General features: G+C 39.6%; 17 protein-coding genes. 13 read left to right on the top strand and 4 right to left on the bottom strand.

Going from position 1 to position 18988, the window contains the following annotated elements; genetic code table 11:
* Positions 1-95: 95 nt before the first annotated feature.
* From PH4a_RS03670 to map, 4 genes are all read right to left on the bottom strand, one after another.
* Entirely contained in the window at positions 96-482 is a 387-nt protein-coding gene (locus PH4a_RS03670; protein WP_064720975.1) for a DUF3461 family protein, read from the bottom strand.
* A 69-nt stretch (positions 483-551) separates the two neighbouring features.
* Positions 552-1376, bottom strand: a complete 825-nt coding sequence (dapD, locus tag PH4a_RS03665) for a 2,3,4,5-tetrahydropyridine-2,6-dicarboxylate N-succinyltransferase (protein WP_064720974.1) — start codon at positions 1374-1376, stop codon at positions 552-554.
* Between the two features lie 34 nt (positions 1377-1410).
* Positions 1411-4056 (bottom strand): bifunctional uridylyltransferase/uridylyl-removing protein GlnD, encoded by a 2646-nt coding sequence (gene glnD, locus PH4a_RS03660; protein WP_129037832.1) that lies wholly within the window; start codon positions 4054-4056, stop codon positions 1411-1413.
* A 159-nt stretch (positions 4057-4215) separates the two neighbouring features.
* Positions 4216-5013 (bottom strand): type I methionyl aminopeptidase, encoded by a 798-nt coding sequence (map, locus tag PH4a_RS03655; RefSeq protein ID WP_064720972.1) that lies wholly within the window; start codon positions 5011-5013, stop codon positions 4216-4218.
* Positions 5014-5702: 689 nt separating this feature from the next.
* Between map and rpsB the strand changes: the two genes are divergently transcribed.
* From rpsB to lpxA, 13 genes are all read left to right on the top strand, one after another.
* Complete coding sequence (gene rpsB, locus PH4a_RS03650; protein WP_036934040.1) at positions 5703-6428, top strand: 30S ribosomal protein S2; 726 nt, start codon at positions 5703-5705, stop codon at positions 6426-6428.
* Positions 6429-6561: 133 nt separating this feature from the next.
* Complete coding sequence (gene tsf, locus PH4a_RS03645; protein ID WP_064720971.1) at positions 6562-7413, top strand: translation elongation factor Ts; 852 nt, start codon at positions 6562-6564, stop codon at positions 7411-7413.
* A 140-nt stretch (positions 7414-7553) separates the two neighbouring features.
* On the top strand, positions 7554-8282 hold the full coding sequence (gene pyrH / locus PH4a_RS03640) for a UMP kinase (RefSeq protein ID WP_064720970.1): 729 nt from the start codon (positions 7554-7556) through the stop codon (positions 8280-8282).
* Between the two features lie 111 nt (positions 8283-8393).
* Entirely contained in the window at positions 8394-8951 is a 558-nt protein-coding gene (gene frr, locus PH4a_RS03635) for a ribosome recycling factor (protein ID WP_129037830.1), read from the top strand.
* A gap of 194 nt (positions 8952-9145) precedes the next feature.
* Positions 9146-10339, top strand: coding sequence for a 1-deoxy-D-xylulose-5-phosphate reductoisomerase (gene ispC, locus PH4a_RS03630; RefSeq protein ID WP_129037828.1), 1194 nt, complete (start codon positions 9146-9148; stop codon positions 10337-10339).
* 282 nt (positions 10340-10621) lie between these two features.
* Complete coding sequence (gene uppS, locus PH4a_RS03625; RefSeq protein WP_244212960.1) at positions 10622-11323, top strand: polyprenyl diphosphate synthase; 702 nt, start codon at positions 10622-10624, stop codon at positions 11321-11323.
* 1 nt (position 11324) lies between these two features.
* Entirely contained in the window at positions 11325-12188 is an 864-nt protein-coding gene (gene cdsA, locus PH4a_RS03620; protein ID WP_129037824.1) for a phosphatidate cytidylyltransferase, read from the top strand.
* A gap of 9 nt (positions 12189-12197) precedes the next feature.
* A complete protein-coding gene (gene rseP, locus PH4a_RS03615; protein ID WP_129037822.1) occupies positions 12198-13550 on the top strand; it encodes a sigma E protease regulator RseP in 1353 nt (450 codons plus the stop codon).
* Between the two features lie 39 nt (positions 13551-13589).
* The gene (bamA, locus tag PH4a_RS03610) at positions 13590-15983 is read left to right on the top strand and encodes an outer membrane protein assembly factor BamA (protein ID WP_064720964.1); all 2394 of its coding nucleotides are present in this window, start codon (positions 13590-13592) and stop codon (positions 15981-15983) included.
* Between the two features lie 84 nt (positions 15984-16067).
* Complete coding sequence (locus PH4a_RS03605) at positions 16068-16565, top strand: OmpH family outer membrane protein (protein ID WP_129037820.1); 498 nt, start codon at positions 16068-16070, stop codon at positions 16563-16565.
* Between the two features lie 3 nt (positions 16566-16568).
* Complete coding sequence (gene lpxD / locus PH4a_RS03600) at positions 16569-17597, top strand: UDP-3-O-(3-hydroxymyristoyl)glucosamine N-acyltransferase (protein WP_129037818.1); 1029 nt, start codon at positions 16569-16571, stop codon at positions 17595-17597.
* Positions 17598-17721: 124 nt separating this feature from the next.
* Positions 17722-18174, top strand: coding sequence for a 3-hydroxyacyl-ACP dehydratase FabZ (gene fabZ, locus PH4a_RS03595; protein WP_069367254.1), 453 nt, complete (start codon positions 17722-17724; stop codon positions 18172-18174).
* A gap of 3 nt (positions 18175-18177) precedes the next feature.
* Positions 18178-18981 (top strand): acyl-ACP--UDP-N-acetylglucosamine O-acyltransferase, encoded by an 804-nt coding sequence (lpxA, locus tag PH4a_RS03590; RefSeq protein WP_129037816.1) that lies wholly within the window; start codon positions 18178-18180, stop codon positions 18979-18981.
* Positions 18982-18988 lie beyond the last annotated feature (7 nt).

The raw sequence follows: 18988 nt of genomic DNA, 5'->3' as shown, positions 1-18988 counted from the left end.
ACGCCGCATAACGATGTTAAATTAGTGGCGTTATTTTTTGTCTTGAGCTGAAAATAATTTTAACTAGACTCTTAGAATAATTTTTATTTAATCTATTAACGACGAGTTAGTTTTTCTAAATCAGCTTCAATTTCAGCAATTTTATTAGCGACAACATGTTCAAGGTGACGTAAATCATCAAGAATTTTATGTTTTAAATCCACTTCAACTTGGTCGCGTTGACAAATTTTATCTAATTCTTCAATAACATAACGTAAGTTAGTGTTAATTTCATTTACTTCTTTAAAACCTTGACCTGATTGGCCATCAGAAATAGTTTTACGTTGGCGTGGATACTTAAATTTTACGCTTTTAGCAAAAAATTCACCTTTATCTTTGCGAAAATAAATTTTAAGAATATCGTTATTGGCTTCTTGGCGTAGAGAGTAGCGGTCAATATCTTCAGGATGCGGGATCCCTAAATTTTTTAAATTATCGTACATATATTGGCACCTGACAGAGAGATGAATGAAAAATAGCGAACAGAAATAATTCTATCCGCTGTTCTTATATTAGTCGATAGTTCTTAACAATTCATTAATGCCTACTTTCCCACGGGTTTTGGCATCTACTTTTTTCACAATAACCGCGCAATAAAGGCTATAACTGCCATCTTTAGACGGTAAATTACCAGAAACGACAACCGAGCCAGCAGGAACGCGGCCATAATGAACTTCGCCAGTTTCTCGATCATAAATTTTGGTGCTTTGGCCAATATAAACACCCATTGAAATAACAGCACCTTCTTCAACGATAACACCTTCAACAATTTCTGAACGCGCACCAATAAAGCAGTTGTCTTCAATAATAGTTGGGTTTGCTTGCAGTGGCTCTAATACACCACCAATACCTACACCACCAGATAAATGAACATTTTTACCAATTTGCGCACATGATCCCACAGTCGCCCATGTATCAACCATACTACCTTCATCAACATAAGCACCAATATTGACATAGGAAGGCATTAATACCGTATTGCGAGCGATATAAGCGCCTTGTCTAACAGCGGCAGGAGGAACAACACGGAATCCCTCTTTTTCAAATCGAGCTTGGTCATAATCTGCAAATTTCATCGGTACTTTATCAAAATAGCGACTTTCACTTCCATCAATCACTTGATTATGATTAATGCGAAAAGAGAGTAAAACGGCTTTTTTTAACCATTGATGTGTTACCCACTGACCATTGATTTTTTCTGCGACACGTAGCTTTCCGCTATCTAGTAATGCAATAACGTTATTAATGGCATCACGAACATGAAGTTCTACGTTATTTGGGGTGATATCAGCTCGGTGTTCAAATGCGTTATCGATAATAGATTGTAATGCTTGCATCAATAGTATTTCCTATATGTATTGTCGTGGGTTCCTATATTTTATCCTTTGAAACTAGGGCTTTTGTCAACCTTTCTGCAACTTCATCCTTCATTTTTTTGTTTAGTGCTTTATTTTCGCTATCTGTTAAAACAAAAAAGTCTTCAACTCGTTCACCAATAGTTGTAATTCTAGCGCCATGTAATGAAAGGGAAAGATCGGCAAACACTTTACCAATAATGGCTAATAAACCTGGGCGATCACGGGCAAAAAGCTCCATATAGGTGCGTTTATTATGATGTGAGGCAACAAAATTAATTTTTGTTGGAACATCGAAATGGCGCAACTTAGCAGGGAGTGTGCGTGTTTTTGCATTGGAATTATAAGGGGCAGAAACAACTTGGATAAGGGCTTTGCGAATGGTGTTATATCGATCTACTGCAAGTGGTTTGCCATTAGGTTCTAACACCACAAACGTATCCATCGCCATATTATCTCGGTTAGTAAATATTTGGGCATTATGAATATTTAGATTACGCCTATCTAATTCTCCAGCAACAGACGCAAACAGTGATGGTCTATCAGCACACCAAATAAAGATTTCGGTACCACCGTGTATGGCTTTTTGGCTAATGAGTACCATGGGATCTGCGCTGTTGTGTTCAACTAATGCCTGACCATGCCAAGCCAGTTGTTCTGGTGTATGACGTAAAAAATAGTCAGCATGACAACGGCTCCATACCATTTGAAGTTTTTCTTCATCAATCTGTTTTTTTTGCAAGATAGTTAGTGCTTGCAAACGATGATGACGAATTCGTTCACGTAAATCAGGAATCGACTTCATTCCTTGGCGTAACTGGTTTTCAGTAGAAAGGAAAAGTTCTCGTAATAGGCTCTGTTTCCAGCTATTCCACAAACTACTGTTAGTAGCACAGATATCAGCAACGGTTAGACAAAGTAAATAGCGTAATCGGCTCTCATTGTTGACTTCAGAGGCAAATTGAAAAATAACATCTGGATCTTGAATATCGCGACGTTGAGCAGTAACGGACATAAGTAAGTGGTGACTAACAAGCCATTCTACTAATGCAATTTCACGCTGGTTAAAACCATGTTGCTGTGCAAAATCACAAATATCTTTCGCACCTAAGAGCGAGTGATCACCTTGACGTCCTTTTGCAATATCATGAAATAGAGCTGCTAAACGTAATAATTCAAGTTGCGGTAATTTAGGGTAAATATCAACGCAAAGTGGGTGTTTTTCGCGGTTTTCTGCGTTCGCGAAACTTTCTAATTTTTGTAAAACACGAATTGTATGTTCATCAACAGTGTATGCGTGAAAAAGATCAAATTGCATTTGACCAACAATATTATTCCATTGAGGAAAATAAGCCCCCAATACACTGTGTTTATGCATTGGAACAAAAGCACCTGATACAGCGCGAGGATGGCGTAGTATCTGCATAAAAACTTGTCTTGCGAGTGGGTACTCACATAAAGGCTGTACAAGATGTCTGCGTGCATAACGTAAATGGCGTAACGTTGTAGAATAAATCCCAGTTATCTCTTCATGCTCAGCCATGCGTAAGAACAGTCGCATGATAACAACAGGATCATCAAGAAAACAGCTTTCATCAATGACATCGATTAACGTGCCTCGGAGTTGAAATTCACTATCTAGTGGGCGTGGTTTTACATTAGGTTGTAATGCTAAAATCGCCTCATCAAATAGTTGAAGTAACATATCGTTTAATTCGCTAACTCGGCGAGTTACTCGATAATAATCCTTCATCATTTTCTCTACTGGTTGGTTTCCCTCCCCCTTGTAATTTAACAGCTGTGCAACGCTTAACTGACGGTCAAATAATAGACGATTGTCATAGCGAGAAAGGACTAAATGAAGTGCAAAACGGATCCGCCAAAGAGTATATTGGCACTCTAAAAGCTCTTGCCCTTCAGCAGGAGTTAAAAAGCCAAAATTAACCATTTCAGCCACAGATGTGGCACCAAAATGACGATGAGCAACCCAAATCAGAGTATGTATATCGCGAAGTCCACCGGGGCTACTTTTAATATCAGGTTCAAGATTATAGCTAGTGCTATGGAAACGTTGGTGTCTTTGTTGTTGTTCTTCAATTTTTGCGGCAAAAAATAGTGGTGATGGCCAAAAACCTTGGCTAAATATATGATTAATTAGTTGTTGATAAAGTGCGTGATTACCACAAATAAACCGAGCTTCGAGTAAATTAGTTGCAACGGTTAGATCAGAAAGCCCTTCTAGCAGACATTCTTCCATCGTCCTTACACTAGCACCCACTTCAAGGCGTACATCCCAAAGCAATGTAATGAGCTTGCTAACAATATCTGCGGCTTGTGGTGACAATGGCTCATCACTTAAAAAAAGCAGGTCGATATCAGAAAGAGGATGTAACTCTTGTCTACCGTAGCCGCCAACAGCCACGATTGTCAGATCAGGATAATTTTCTAATTTTGTATGTCGACAAAGTTGTATCAAAAGTTCATCAATAAAATGACTACGAGCGTGAAGTAATAGAGCAACATCAACATCATGATGAAAAGCATCAGCAAGCCATAACTGAAATTGTTCAATAGAAAGCTTAAGCTCAGCGCAATTTAGCTCATTTTCAGTTAGCAAAAGTGGGGAAGGTGGCGGCACCTGAAATGCATTTTTGATTATCATCGTTGGTCTTCTTACTCAATATTTGCTTATGATATTAAGACTAATGTGAAAACGATAACCTGACTAGCAATTCTGTTAATTCATACTGAAGAAAATAAAAAAAGCGACATATCTCGAAAAAATATGTCGCTTTTACATTTTATATTGTATTGGCGTGTTTTATTCGTTAACTAACACAGCAGAAATAAAGGGTTCTTCTTCTTTACGTAGTGTCATGATTTCACAGCCATTATCTGTAACAACAAGTGTGTGTTCATATTGTGCAGACCAGCCACGATCTTTAGTTTTGACAGTCCAGCCATCTTTCATGGTGCGAATACGGTAATCACCCGTGTTTACCATTGGTTCAATGGTAAAAGCCATGCCTTTTTGTAGCACAACGCCACTGTCATCAGCATCGTAATGAAGAACTTGTGGTTCTTCATGAAAACCTTCACCAATGCCGTGACCACAGTATTCACGAACAACAGAAAAATCATGGCTTTCGACAAATTTTTGAATAGCTCTACCTAATTCACGTAAGCGAATCCCTGGTTTTACCATTTTAATTGCCAGATAAAGGCTTTCTTGTGTGATACGACATAGACGTTCACCTTGGATAGTTGGCTTACCTACAATGAACATTTTTGAGGTATCACCATGAAAGCCATCTTTAATTACCGTGACATCGATATTAACAATATCACCATCTTTAAGAATTTTATCTTCGCTAGGAATACCGTGGCAAATAACATCATTTACAGAAATACAAACCGATTTAGGAAAACCATGATAGTTTAAGCAAGCTGGAATCGCTTGTTGCACATTTACAATGTGTTCATGACAAATACGGTCTAGTTCCCCTGTGTTGACGCCAGGTTTTACATACGGTGCGATAATTTCAAGAACTTCTGCCGCAAGGCGACCTGCGACGCGCATTTTTTGAATATCTTCTTCAGTCTTGATTACAATAGCCATTTGAGTTCTTCGTCTATATTAAAAGCCACAATACAGTGTATTGAGAGATACATTGTATTATAGGTAAATGAATTAGGATGTGAGAAATAATTCTGATTACCATTTATGATATCAGCAGAAACTTTATGTGCCAATAAAGGGGATGAATACAATCTTATGATATCAATATAATGACGAACATACGCTTTCTTAATAGTAATGTCTTTTCATATTGCGCTTTTTTAATTTAGCTCTTTTATCCTGTTTTAAAATGTAATAACGCTATTTTCTCTATTTTTATGTACCTATTTAAATAAATTTATTTTAATAAAGTAGAGTGGATATTATCTAACAGGCTACCTAATTGATATCAGAGTAGTATTCTTTTTTATGCTCATTCTAATGCGTTTTGTTATCTATTTTAGAGGCTTATTTCGCTTGAAAAACGCCCCATTAAAAGTAACTAATAGTGGTTTCTTGCTGTAATTTATGGTATAAAGCGCGCCGGAGTTCTGTTATTGCGTCATTAGCTTATTGCTATGGTGGCGAGTGACAGTAAATCTGAAAAATTCAATTGTGTTAATTACACACACAAATCGACACATACGCCGGGGTGCTCTTATGTAAAGGTTGACCTTTACAGCCGATGAGTCGGTCGTATGGGGTTTGTGGACGAAATAACCCCAAACTTAATTTTATAGAGGTTTAAAATGGCAACTGTTTCAATGCGCGATATGCTGCAAGCCGGTGTTCACTTCGGTCACCAAACTCGTTACTGGAATCCAAAAATGAAACCTTTCATCTTTGGTGCACGTAACAAAGTTCATATCATTAACTTGGAAAAAACTGTTCCAATGTTCAATGAAGCTTTGGTTGAACTGAACAAAATTGCTTCTCGTAAAGGCAAAATCCTGTTTGTTGGTACTAAGCGCTCTGCCGTTGAAGCTGTTAAAGAAGCAGCAGAAAGCTGTGACCAGTTTTTTGTAAACCACCGCTGGTTAGGCGGTATGCTGACTAACTGGAAAACTGTTCGTCAGTCAATCAAACGCCTGAAAGATTTAGAATCACAATCTCAGGACGGTACTTTTGACAAACTGACCAAGAAAGAAGCGTTAATGCGTTCTCGTGAACTTGGTAAGTTAGAAAACAGCCTGGGTGGTATCAAAGACATGGGCGGTTTACCTGACGCTCTGTTTGTTATCGATGCTGAACACGAACACATTGCTATCAAAGAAGCAAACAATCTGGGTATCCCAGTATTTGCTATCGTTGATACTAACTCTGATCCAGACGGTATCGACTTCATTATCCCTGGTAATGATGATGCAATCCGTGCGGTTAAATTATATCTGACCGCTGCAGCAACAGCTGTTCGTGAAGGTCGTTCTCAAGATCTGGCTGTTCAGGCTGAAGAAGGCTTAGTCGAAGCTGAATAATAAGGCACGCTCGTAAGAGCCCTTATTTAACCAGGTATTGCTATATATTGGTTAGGGGGCCTTCATAGGCCCCCTTTACACATCTGCTATGAGAACATCTATGGTTTACCATAGAAATCGAGGAATAAAACAAATGTCTGGAATTACCGCTGCTTTGGTAAAAGAACTGCGTGAACGTACTGGCGCAGGTATGATGGAATGTAAAAAAGCGCTGGTTGAAGCGAATGGTGATATCGAGCTAGCTATCGATAACATGCGTAAATCTGGTCAAGCAAAAGCGGCTAAAAAAGCAGGCCGCGTTGCAGCTGAAGGTATCATCCTGGCAGAAGTTGCTGCTGATGGTAAATTCGGTGCGCTGGTTGAACTGAACTGTGAAACAGACTTCGTAGCAAAAGATGCTGGCTTCATCGCTTTTGGTAAAGATGTTATGGCTGCAGTATTAGCAGACAAAACTGCTGATATTGATGCACTGAAAGCAAAATTTGAAGAAGCACGTACTACTCTGGTTGCTAAAATCGGTGAAAACATCAACATTCGTCGTGTAGCTGTATTAGAAGCTGACGAACTGGGTACTTACTTGCATGGTGCTCGTATTGGTGTTTTAGTTTCTGCTAAAGGCGCTAACGAAGAACTGATCAAACATATCGCTATGCACGTAGCTGCAAGCAAACCAGAATATGTTCGTCCTGAAGATGTTCCTGCTGACGTTGTTGAACACGAACACCAAATTCAGATGGACATTGCAATGCAATCAGGTAAACCACGCGAAATCGCAGAAAAAATGGTTATCGGTCGCATGAACAAATTCACCGGTGAGATCTCTCTGACTGGTCAGCATTTCGTTATGGATCCAAGCAAAACTGTTGGCGAACTGTTGAAAGAAAACAATGCTGATGTTATCAACTTCGTTCGTTTTGAAGTGGGTGAAGGTATTGAGAAAGTTGAAGCTGATTTCGCAGCAGAAGTTGCTGCAATGAGCAAATAATAACGCTTTGCGTTTACAGAGCCGCCTAATGGCGGTTCTGTTTTGTTAGAATCTCCACTGGCTGTTTGTTTACTTCTTCTTATAAAAAGAGAAGGCTATCTAAAACCTCCAATTAACTAATCTGCTTAGGACAGAACACCATGGCAACCAATGCAAAACCCGTATATCAGCGAATTTTATTAAAACTGAGTGGTGAAGCCCTGCAAGGTGCAGAAGGTTTTGGTATCGATGCGAGTGTACTTGATCGCATGGCTCAGGAAATCAAAGAACTCGTTGAATTGGGGATACAAGTCGGTGTCGTAATTGGCGGTGGTAACTTGTTCCGCGGCGCAGGTCTTGCTGCGGCAGGTATGAACCGTGTCGTGGGTGACCACATGGGAATGTTAGCGACAGTAATGAATGGCTTAGCAATGCGTGACGCATTGCATCGTGCATATGTAAACGCACGCCTTATGTCGGCATTTCCTCTAAATGGTGTCTGTGATAACTACAGTTGGGCAGAAGCAATTAGCTTATTACGCCATGGCCGAGTAGTCATTTTCTCGGCTGGTACAGGTAACCCATTCTTTACTACCGATTCTGCTGCGTGTTTACGCGGTATTGAAATTGAAGCTGATGTCGTATTAAAAGCGACGAAAGTTGACGGTGTTTACTCTGCCGATCCAACAAAAGAACCTGATGCAGTACTTTATGAAAGTCTGACTTATCAGGAAGTATTAGAACGTGAATTGAAAGTCATGGATCTTGCTGCATTCACATTAGCCCGAGACCATAATTTACCTATCCGCGTATTCAATATGAATAAACCGGGTGCTTTACGTCGGGTTGTAATGGGTGAAAGTGAAGGAACTTTGATTTCTCACGCTTAATACACAGAGACAACGGTATAATTTGGCGTTACCATCGAGAGTACGCTAATTCATTTATGTCGATATTTAGTTTATCGACTGGAAGATAACCAGTTCCCAAGGGTTTATAACGTGATTAATGAAATCAAAAAAGATGCTCAAGAACGCATGGACAAAAGCGTTGAAGCACTAAAAAGCCAAATTAATAAAGTTCGTACAGGTCGCGCATCACCAAGCCTTTTAGACGGCATTGTTGTGGAATATTATGGCGCACCAACTCCATTAAACCAAGTTGCTAACGTTGTTGCAGAAGATGGCCGTACTCTGGCAATCACTGTATTTGACCGTTCTTTAGCACCTGCAGTAGAAAAAGCGATTATGGCATCAGATTTAGGCTTAAATCCTTCATCTGCTGGTACTATTATTCGTGTTCCACTGCCACCATTAACAGAAGAACGTCGTAAAGACTTAATCAAAGTTGTTCGTGGTGATGCTGAACAAGGTCGTGTTTCTGTTCGTAATATTCGTCGTGATGCTAATGATAAAATCAAAGCATTACTAAAAGATAAAGAAATTAGCGAAGATGACGAACGTCGTTCACAAGACGAAATTCAAAAATTAACTGACATGTTTATTAAAAAAATAGATGAAGCATTAACACTGAAAGAAGCAGAGTTAATGGAATTCTGATTTTTGAAATCCTTTTTTTGATAATGCCGCTTAAAGCGGCATTATTTTTGGGGATTTATCTGAGAGTTTGAGATTAATTCCCTCGGTTTGTCACATTATTTAGTAAAGTTCTCATCTTTTGCCCTCTTTTCTCTCTCCATACTGATATAATTCTCTTTAATTAAAACGTTGTAGATATATAGACAGATTAATAAATGAAACAAATAACTATATTAGGCTCAACGGGGTCTATTGGTACAAGTACACTCTCCGTTATTGAGAATAATCCTGAGGAATATCAGGTTCTTGCCCTAGTGGCAGGGAAAAATGAAAAAATAATGGCGCAACAGTGTCTCTCCTTTAATCCTAAATTCGCAGTAATGGCAGATGGAAACAGTGCTAAAAAACTTAAGCAATTATTAGCGAATACATCGTGTAGAACAGAAATTTTATCAGGCAATAATGCAATTAATGAAATTGCTGCATTGGATGAAGCTGATCAAGTTATGTCAGCAATTACTGGTGTTGCGGGTTTAAAACCAACACTTGCAGCAATAGAAAAAGGTAAACGTATTTTATTAGCGAATAAAGAGTCGCTAATTACAAGCGGGCGTCTTTTCTTTGATGCTGTGGCTAAATATGGTGCAAAAGTGTTACCTATTGATAGCGAACATAATGCAATTTATCAAAGCCTGCCAAAAGCAATTCAAGAGAATTTAGGCCATGCCTCTTTAGATACAGAAGGAGTGACCAGTATTTTATTAACAGGTTCTGGTGGTCCTTTTCGCTATACCCCATTAGAAGAGCTTGATGCAATGACGCCAGATCAAGCATGTGCACACCCAAATTGGTCAATGGGACGTAAGATCTCTGTTGATTCAGCAACAATGATGAATAAAGGATTAGAATATATAGAGGCTCGTTATTTCTTTAATGCGTCAGAAGATGAAATGGAAGTCATTATTCATCCTCAGTCTGTGATTCATTCAATGGTTCGGTATCGTGATGGCAGTATTATTGCTCAAATTGGTGAACCTGATATGAGAACACCGATTGCTTATTCGATGGCTTATCCACATCGCACACAGTCAGGGGCAAAAGCATTAGATTTTTTTGAGATTCAATCTTTAGAATTTATTCGACCAGATTATCAACGTTACCCTTGTTTGGCACTTGCCATTGAGGCATCGAAAAGAGGCCAAGCTTCAACAACAGTGTTAAATGCTGCTAATGAAGTCGTTGTTGATGCTTTTTTGTGCGAAAAAGTGAAATTTACTGATATCGCTAAAATTAATCGTAAAGTTGTTGAACATTTTGACCTCTCAGAGCCTCAAAGTATCGATGATGTTTTAGAAATTGATCAATTGGCAAGGTTAGAAACTAATCAGATCATCGCACAATTTGTATAATGGTGATTATATTTAATATAGGGTGTTTGTTCGTCTTTCTGGCTAATGGTATAGTTGCCAAATCACTAAAGACAATAATGAAAATTAACAGTTCATTACTAAAGCGACCGCTTTAGCAACTTTGAGGCTTTGCCAAAAGCCGTGGATTACACGGTTTTTTTTGTGCATGAGGTATCCGAAGAGGACTGTCTGTATCAGTATCAGATTAGCAAAGGGTTAAATTGAGTGAACTTATCCAGTGACGATTCATCCGCATCAAAACCAAAGCACATAGCTATCATTATGGATGGCAATGGACGCTGGGCTAAAAAGCAAGGGAAACTCCGAGTAACGGGGCATCGCGCGGGAATTAAAGCAGTTAGAGATGCAGTTAGCTTTTCCGTAAAACATAAAATTCAATCACTGACGCTGTATGCGTTTAGTAGTGAAAACTGGAACAGGCCAGAACAGGAAGTTAGTTCTCTAATGGAATTATTTGTGTTTGCTTTAGACAATGAAGTAAAAAGCTTACATAAGCACAACGTTAAACTCACGGTAATCGGTGATATCAGCCGTTTTAGTCGTCGCTTACAAGATAGAATCAAAAGCTCTGTTACATTGACGGCAGGTAATACAGGGTTAAATTTAAATATTGCAGCTAACTATGGCGGTCGATGGGATATTACTCAAAGTGTACAAATATTAGCGACATCTCTCGCAAAAGGAGAAATTAGTGTCGAAGATATTAATGAAAAGTCGATATCTTCACACCTTTGTTTGCATAATCAGCCTGATGTTGACTTGGTTATTCGTACAGGTGGTGAACACCGTATAAGCAATTTTCTTATTTGGCAGATTGCTTATGCTGAGCTCTATTTTACGCAGGTTCTATGGCCTGATTTTGATGAACAAGTTTTTCAGAATGCACTCGATGCTTTTGCTAAACGGGAAAGACGTTTCGGTGGTACTACATCAGAAACAGATACTATAAATCTGGGAGGATAACTTGCTTAAGTATCGTGTCATTACCGCATTAATTTTAATCCCTATTGTTATTGCTGCACTATTTCTTCTTCCTCCTGCAGGTTTTGGATTAGTCATTATTGCTATATCAGGTTTAGCCGGGTGGGAATGGGCTCAGTTTGTGGGCTGGCATTCACAAGGTAAACGTGTAGCTACTGGGGTTGGTTTTGCTGCTTTATTGCTCGTTATGCAATTTTCTTTGCCTGATTTTAATCACCTACTTGACACTCCAATGATAAAAAATGGTTTGTGGGCAGGATTAATCTGGTGGATTGCCGCAATATTATTAGTTGTAAGTTATCCTAATTCAGCAAATATGTGGAAAAATTCAGTTTCTATTAAGTTATTGTTCGGTATATTGACGATTGTTCCTTTTTATTGTGGCATGATGGCGTTGCGTATGTTTGGCTATAGCACCAACTCTTATACAGGAGCATGGTGGCTGCTTTATGTCATGTTACTGGTTTGGGCTGCAGACTCAGGTGCTTATGCGTTTGGCCGTTTGATGGGTAAACATAAAATGGCACCTAAAGTATCACCAGGCAAAACTCTAGAAGGATTAGTCGGTGGCTTAATTACAGCAGGTGTTGCTTCGTGGTTGTTTACTTATTTTGCTCCAATAACGGAAGTTCCTAACCATTTACTGTTAATTTCAGGTGTTGTGGTTATTGTTTCTGTTTTTGGTGATTTGGCTGAAAGTATGTTTAAACGTGTATCAGGTATTAAAGATAGTAGCCAATTAATTCCGGGGCATGGTGGTGTTCTTGATAGAATTGATAGTTTAACGGCTGCTATTCCAGTATTTGCAGGATTAGTATTCCTAATTTCTTCTGGTTTCATACTATAAAGGTAAGTAATGGGTATCCTTTGGAATCTGGCCGCATTTATTATCGTTCTTGGTATTTTGATTACGGTACATGAGTTTGGGCATTTTTGGGTGGCAAGACGTTGCGGTATCTATGTAGAGCGTTTCTCTATTGGTTTTGGCAAAGCAATTTGGCGAAAAACAGATAAGCACGGCACTGAATTTGTTGTCGCATGGATACCTTTAGGTGGCTATGTAAAAATGTTAGATGAGCGGGTAGGTGAAGTTACACCTGAACGTCGCCATCTAGCCTTTAATAATAAAACTGTAGGTCAAAGAGCCGCTGTTATTGCAGCGGGGCCAATTGCTAATTTTCTATTAGCGATTGTCGCTTATTGGATTGTATTTATGATAGGCGTTCCTGCTTTAAAACCTGTTATTGCAGATATTCGTCCTGACTCTATTGCAGAACAAGCAAAATTAATGCCGGGAATGGAACTAAAATCCGTTGCAGGTATCGAAACGCCTGATCAGAATGCAGTTCGTTTAGCATTAGTTAGTAAAATCGGTGCAAAAGAAGTTTCTTTTATTGTATTCGACCCTAACTCTCAAATGGAGAGTGAGAATATACTGAATTTACAACAATGGAGCTTTGATCCTGAAAAGCAAGATCCTATTGCGTCACTAGGCATAATGCCTGTTGGTGCGCGATTAGATTCAAAAATTATTGAGGTAACGGTGGACTCTGCTGCTGAAAAAGCAGGTTTACAAGCAGGGGATCGTATCGTTAAAGTCGATGGTCAGCCAATTGATAACTGGCATCCATTTACTTATTTTGTGCGTCAAAGCCCAAATAAAACGCTAGAACTTACAGTTGATCGTAATGGTTCTATGTTGGCATTAGCGATAACGCCTACAGCTATAGCGCTTAAAGATGGAACCCAAGTGGGGCAAGTGGGTGCTCAATTACAGATACTGCCACCAGATGAGCAATATTTGATAATGCAGCAATACAACCCATTTTCAGCGCTATACGAAGCATCTGATAAAACGTGGCAGTTAATGGGGTTAACTGTCAAAATGATTGGCAAGTTAGTGGTGGGTGATGTCAAATTGACTAACCTCAGTGGACCGGTTTCCATTGCGAAAGGTGCAGGAATGTCCGCTGATTCTGGTTTTGTTTATTATTTGATGTTTATCGCTCTTATCAGTGTCAATCTGGGGATCATTAACTTGTTTCCCCTGCCTGTCTTAGATGGCGGGCACCTGCTTTTCCTGGTTATCGAAAAGATAAAGGGAGGGCCGGTATCTGAGCGTGTACAAGATTTCTGTTATCGCATTGGTATTATGGCATTGATGCTGTTAATGGGACTTGCACTTTTCAATGATTTCTCTCGCTTATAATTGGTAAGCAGAGACCGGTTAGGAAAACACAAAACAACGATGGCGATGAAAAAGTTGCTTATAGCGTCGCTGCTGCTGGGCAGCGCCACTGCATACGGTTCAGACGGATTCGTAGTTCAGGACATTCAATTTGAAGGTCTTCAACGCGTCGCCGTTGGTGCAGCATTACTGAACATGCCTGTCCGAGTCGGAGATTCGGTTGGTGATGATGATATCAGTCGGACTATCCGTTCATTATTTGCAACGGGTAACTTTGATGATGTTCGAGTTCTGCGTGACGGAAATACCCTGATTGTTCAAGTTAAAGAGCGCCCAACGATTGCCAGTATTACCTTTTCTGGTAATAAAGCAGTGAAAGAAGAGATGCTCACACAAAACCTTGAAGCTTCCAATATTCGTATCGGTGAAACTCTTGACCGTACTATGTTGGCAAATATTGAAAAAGGGCTTGAAGATTTCTATTACAGCGTTGGTAAATATAATGCGACCGTAAAAGTTGTTGTTACGCCACTTCCGCGTAACCGTGTTGACTTAAAACTGGTGTTTGCTGAGGGTGTATCAGCAACAATTCAGCAAATCAACATTGTTGGTAATAAAGCTTTTACAACCGCTGAGCTCGTTAATCGTTTTCAATTGCGTGATGATGTGCCTTGGTGGAACTTAGCTGCTGATGAAAAATATCAGAAGCAAAAGTTAGCGGGTGACTTAGAGACCTTAAGAAGTTTTTATCTTGACCGTGGTTATGCGCGTTTTGATATTGAATCAACTAATGTCAGCTTAACACCAGATAAAAAAGGTATCTATATTACGATTAACCTGAAAGAAGGTGAAAAATATACCGTAGAAAATACCGAAGTAAATGGTAATACGGCAGGATACACTAAACAAATTCAGGATCTTATCGAAATAGCACCGGGGTCACTCTATAACGGTGCTCAGGTCACTAAAACAGAAAATGATATTAAAAATCTGTTGGGTCGTTATGGATATGCTTATCCACGAGTAATGACTAACCCTGAAATAAATGATGAAAATAAAACGGTTAAATTGCATGTTAATGTTGATGCAGGTAACCGTTTTTATGTACGCCAAATTCGCTTTGCGGGTAATGACATCACAAAAGATGATGTTTTACGTCGTGAAATGCGTCAAATGGAAGGTGCATGGTTAGGAAGTGATTTAGTTGAACAAGGTAAAGAGCGTTTAAATCGTTTAGGTTACTTTGAAAACGTTGAAACAGAAACTCAACGTATTCCGGGATCACCAGATCAGGTTGACCTTGTTTATCGTGTAAAAGAACGTAATACCGGTTCATTAAACTTTGGTGTCGGTTTTGGTACTGAAAGTGGTGTTAGCTTCCAAGTTGGTGTCACTCAAGATAACTGGCTCGGTACAGGTAACGCAGTAGCAATTAATGCGAGTAAAAATGATTACTCCACTTATGCTGAATTATCTGTGACTGACCCATACTTCACTGTTAATGGTGTGAGTTTAGGCGGTCGTATTTTCTATAACGATTTCCGCGCTAATGATGCAGATTTATCAGGCTATACTAATAAATCTTATGGTGTCGATGGTAGTTTAGGCTTTCCAATAAATGAGTATAACTCTGCTCGTCTTGGTTTAGGTTATACTCATAATGGTCTGTCACGTATGGAACCTCAGGTTGCTATGTGGCGTTACCTTGAAAGCATGGGTCAAAATCCCGATTTTGAAGGCCGTGAATCATTTAATGCGGATGACTATACTGTTAGCTTAGGTTGGACATTTAATAATTTAAACCGTGGTTTCTTCCCAACTTCAGGTGCGAAGAGTAATCTAAGCGGTCGTATTACTATTCCTGGCTCAGATAACAAATATTACAAAGTAACGTGGGATGGCTCTGCTTACTATCCAATCAACGAAAAAGAAACATGGGTCACCTTAGTTCGCGGACGCCTAGGTTACGGTGATGGATTAGGCGGTAAAGAATTACCATTCTATGAAAACTTTTATGCGGGTGGTTCAGGTACTGTTCGTGGCTTCCGCTCAAATAATATCGGCCCTAAAGCGGTTTATTTAGATAAAGATGGCAAGCCAAAACCAGGTGAGCCATCTAGTGATGCTATCGGTGGTAACGCAATGGCAGTTGCTAGCTTTGAGCTAATTACGCCAACACCATTTATTGATGATAAATATTCTTCATCAGTGAGAACCTCACTATTTGTTGATGCAGGTACAGTATGGGATACCAAGTGGAGTAGTACTAACTCAGCTTGGACTGCAGGTATGCCTGATTACAGTAGAGCAAGTGATATACGTGTTTCAACAGGTGTTGCGTTACAATGGTTATCGCCATTAGGCCCATTAGTTTTCTCTTATGCGAGACCGATAAAAGATTACGAAGGCGATAAATCAGAGCAGTTCCAATTTAATATTGGTAGAACGTGGTAGCGATGTAAGTAAAGTTGATGCCTTATTCACTAAATGAAAAGGCATCCAAATTCTGACAAAATATTAGGTTTTAAGGAGTATATCGTGAAAAAATTGTTATGTGCCGCTGCCTTAGGAATGGCATTGACGATGTCAGCAGGTGTTCAAGCCGCAGATAATGTTGCTGTTGTGAATATCGGTCAAGTTCTCCAACAAATTCCTAACCGAGATGCGGTAGAGAAACAATTGGAAAATGAGTTCAAATCGCGAGACACCGAATTACAAAATTTAGGTAAAGCATTGCAAACTGCGGTTGAAAAATATCAGAAAGACGCACCGACAATGAATGCAACACAACGTGCAAATACAGAGAAAGATCTGGTTGCTAAACGTGAAGCTTATGCACAAAAAGCGCAATCTTTTGAGCAAGATTTTAGTCGTCGCCAAGCTGAAGAACGTAACAAAATCATGAAACGTGTATTAGATGCGGTTGATGCTGTTGCGAAAAAAGAAGGCTATGATGTTGTTTTAGATGCTAACACTGTTCCTTATTTTGCAGATGGTAAAGATATTACTGCTCAGGTTCAAAAACAGGTTAAATAATAGATGTCTTCAATTCGATTAGCTTCGCTTGCGCAGCAGTTGAATGCACAGCTACACGGCGATGGTGATATCACCATCGCCGGTCTTGCTTCAATGAGCCTAGCAAATAGTGAACAAATTACATTTCTTTCCGATAGCCGCTATCGTGAAAAATTAGCTGAGTGTAAGGCAGCCGCGGTTGTTTTAACTGAGGCGGATCTTCCTTTTTGCCCAGTCGCGGCACTTGTTGTAAAAAATCCTTATCTTGCCTATGCACAAATGGCTCAGATAATGGATACAACACCAAGCCCAGCGCAAGATATTCATCCAACGGCTGTCATTTCGCCTGAGGCTAAATTAGGTCAGAATGTTTCAGTTGGTGCAAATGCTGTGATTGAATCAGGCGTTGAACTGGGTGATAACGTTGTGATTGGCGCAGGATGTTTTGTTGGTAAAAAAGCATGTATCGGTGATAATAGTCGTTTATGGGCAAATGTATCTATTTATCATGAAGTTATTATTGGTAAAGATTGCTTAATTCAATCTGGTACTGTAATTGGTTCGGATGGTTTTGGTTATGCCAATGAGCGCGGTAACTGGATTAAAATTCCACAACTTGGTTCTGTTGTGATTGGTGATCGTGTTGAAATTGGTGCATGTACGACTATCGACCGTGGCGCATTAGATAACACAGTTATTGGTAATGGTGTTATCATTGATAACCAGTGCCAAATCGCACATAACGTCATTATTGGTGACAATACCGCAGTTGCGGGTGGTGTCATTATGGCGGGCAGCCTGAAAATAGGGCGCTACTGTATGATTGGTGGAGCAAGTGTTATCAATGGTCATATGGAAATCTGTGATAAAGTAACGGTAACAGGAATGGGTATGGTAATGCGTCCTATCACTGAGCCGGGTGTTTATTCATCAGGTATCCCGTTACAACCTAACAAAGCATGGCGTAAAACCGCAGCACTTGTGTTGCGAATTGATGAAATGCAAAAAAGGCTAAAGTCGCTAGAACGTCAAGTAGAAAGTAGCGATAAGTAACAAAACATGTCGTCAGACTATTGTTACCCATTTTGCGACCTGCGAGTTAACTCACTTTTTGAGTCACAGCAGGTCGTGTCATTATTAATTAGACTCAGTTTTATTAGACAGGAAGAGTATTGCAATGAGTGAGAATCATACTCTGCAAATCGAAGAAATTTTAGATTTACTTCCACACCGTTACCCATTCTTATTGGTTGATCGTGTCCTTGATTTTGAAGAAGGGAAATTTCTAAGAGCAGTAAAAAATGTATCTTTTAATGAGCCTTTCTTTCAAGGTCACTTTCCGGGGAAACCTATTTTTCCTGGCGTGTTGATTTTAGAAGCGATGGCACAGGCAACAGGTATTTTAGCATTTAAAAGTGTAGGTAAACTGGAACCCGGTGAACTTTACTATTTTGCTGCTATTGATGGTGCTCGCTTTAAACGTCCTGTCTTACCTGGTGATCAAATGATCCTAGAAGTTGAATTCATTAAAGAACGCCGTGGTGTTGCACGCTTTAAAGGCGTCGCTAAAGTCGATGGAGAAATTGCTTGCGAAGCTGAGATGATGTGTGCTCGCCGCCGTGAGGTTTAGCCTATGATAGATAAATCCGCAGTAATTCACCCTTCTTCAATTGTTGAAGAGGGTGCGGTAATTGGTGCTAATGTTCGCATTGGCCCTTTTTGCGTTATTGGTGGCAATGTTGAGATTGGTGAAGGTACCGATATTAAATCTCATGTTGTTATTAATGGGCATACCCGTATTGGTCGTGATAATCAAATTTATCAGTTTGCCTCGATAGGTGAAGCTAATCAGGATCTGAAATATCGTGGTGAACCGACCGAAGTGATTATTGGTGATCGCAACCTTATTCGTGAAAGTGTGACAATTCATCGTGGCACGACACAAGGTGGCAACTTAACCAAGATTGGTAATGACAATCTACTGATGATCAATACACATGTCGCTCACGACTGTATTATTGGAGATCGTTGTATCATTGCGAATAATGGCACCCTTGGCGGACATGTCACTTTAGGGGATTTCGTTATTATTGGTGGCATGAGTGCGGTCCATCAATTTTGCCAAATTGGTTCCCATGTAATGGTTGGCGGATGTTCAGGTGTTGCACAAGATGTTCCTCCTTTTGTTATTGCACAAGGTAACCATGCAACACCTTATGGACTAAATATCGAAGGATTAAAACGTCGAGGTTTTGCTAAGGAAGATCTTCACGCTATTCGTAATGCTTACAAAATACTTTATCGTAATGGTAAAACTCTGGAAGAAGCACGTGAAGAAATTGGACAATTGGTTGTGGATAATAATAATCCGTATGTCAAAATGTTCAGTGATTTTCTTGAGCACTCAGCACAATCCAATCGTGGCATAATTCGCTAATTAGGAT

Origin of the sequence: Proteus hauseri (assembly GCF_004116975.1) — a bacterium.
In the GTDB taxonomy this organism is placed as follows: Bacteria; Pseudomonadota; Gammaproteobacteria; order Enterobacterales; family Enterobacteriaceae; genus Proteus; species Proteus hauseri.
This window is presented reverse-complemented; position numbering and strand designations above follow the sequence as displayed.

What these genes read in the sequence shown, in the direction of transcription:
- PH4a_RS03670 (WP_064720975.1), bottom strand. Translation starts at nt 482, where the DNA reads ATGTACGATAATTTAAAAAATTTAGGGATCCCGCATCCTGAAGATATT.
- dapD (WP_064720974.1), bottom strand. Translation starts at nt 1,376, where the DNA reads ATGCAAGCATTACAATCTATTATCGATAACGCATTTGAACACCGAGCT.
- glnD (WP_129037832.1), bottom strand. Translation starts at nt 4,056, where the DNA reads ATGATAATCAAAAATGCATTTCAGGTGCCGCCACCTTCCCCACTTTTG.
- map (WP_064720972.1), bottom strand. Translation starts at nt 5,013, where the DNA reads ATGGCTATTGTAATCAAGACTGAAGAAGATATTCAAAAAATGCGCGTC.
- rpsB (WP_036934040.1), top strand. Translation starts at nt 5,703, where the DNA reads ATGGCAACTGTTTCAATGCGCGATATGCTGCAAGCCGGTGTTCACTTC.
- tsf (WP_064720971.1), top strand. Translation starts at nt 6,562, where the DNA reads ATGTCTGGAATTACCGCTGCTTTGGTAAAAGAACTGCGTGAACGTACT.
- pyrH (WP_064720970.1), top strand. Translation starts at nt 7,554, where the DNA reads ATGGCAACCAATGCAAAACCCGTATATCAGCGAATTTTATTAAAACTG.
- ispC (WP_129037828.1), top strand. Translation starts at nt 9,146, where the DNA reads ATGAAACAAATAACTATATTAGGCTCAACGGGGTCTATTGGTACAAGT.
- uppS (WP_244212960.1), top strand. Translation starts at nt 10,622, where the DNA reads ATGGATGGCAATGGACGCTGGGCTAAAAAGCAAGGGAAACTCCGAGTA.
- rseP (WP_129037822.1), top strand. Translation starts at nt 12,198, where the DNA reads ATGGGTATCCTTTGGAATCTGGCCGCATTTATTATCGTTCTTGGTATT.
- bamA (WP_064720964.1), top strand. Translation starts at nt 13,590, where the DNA reads ATGGCGATGAAAAAGTTGCTTATAGCGTCGCTGCTGCTGGGCAGCGCC.
- lpxD (WP_129037818.1), top strand. Translation starts at nt 16,569, where the DNA reads ATGTCTTCAATTCGATTAGCTTCGCTTGCGCAGCAGTTGAATGCACAG.
- fabZ (WP_069367254.1), top strand. Translation starts at nt 17,722, where the DNA reads ATGAGTGAGAATCATACTCTGCAAATCGAAGAAATTTTAGATTTACTT.
- lpxA (WP_129037816.1), top strand. Translation starts at nt 18,178, where the DNA reads ATGATAGATAAATCCGCAGTAATTCACCCTTCTTCAATTGTTGAAGAG.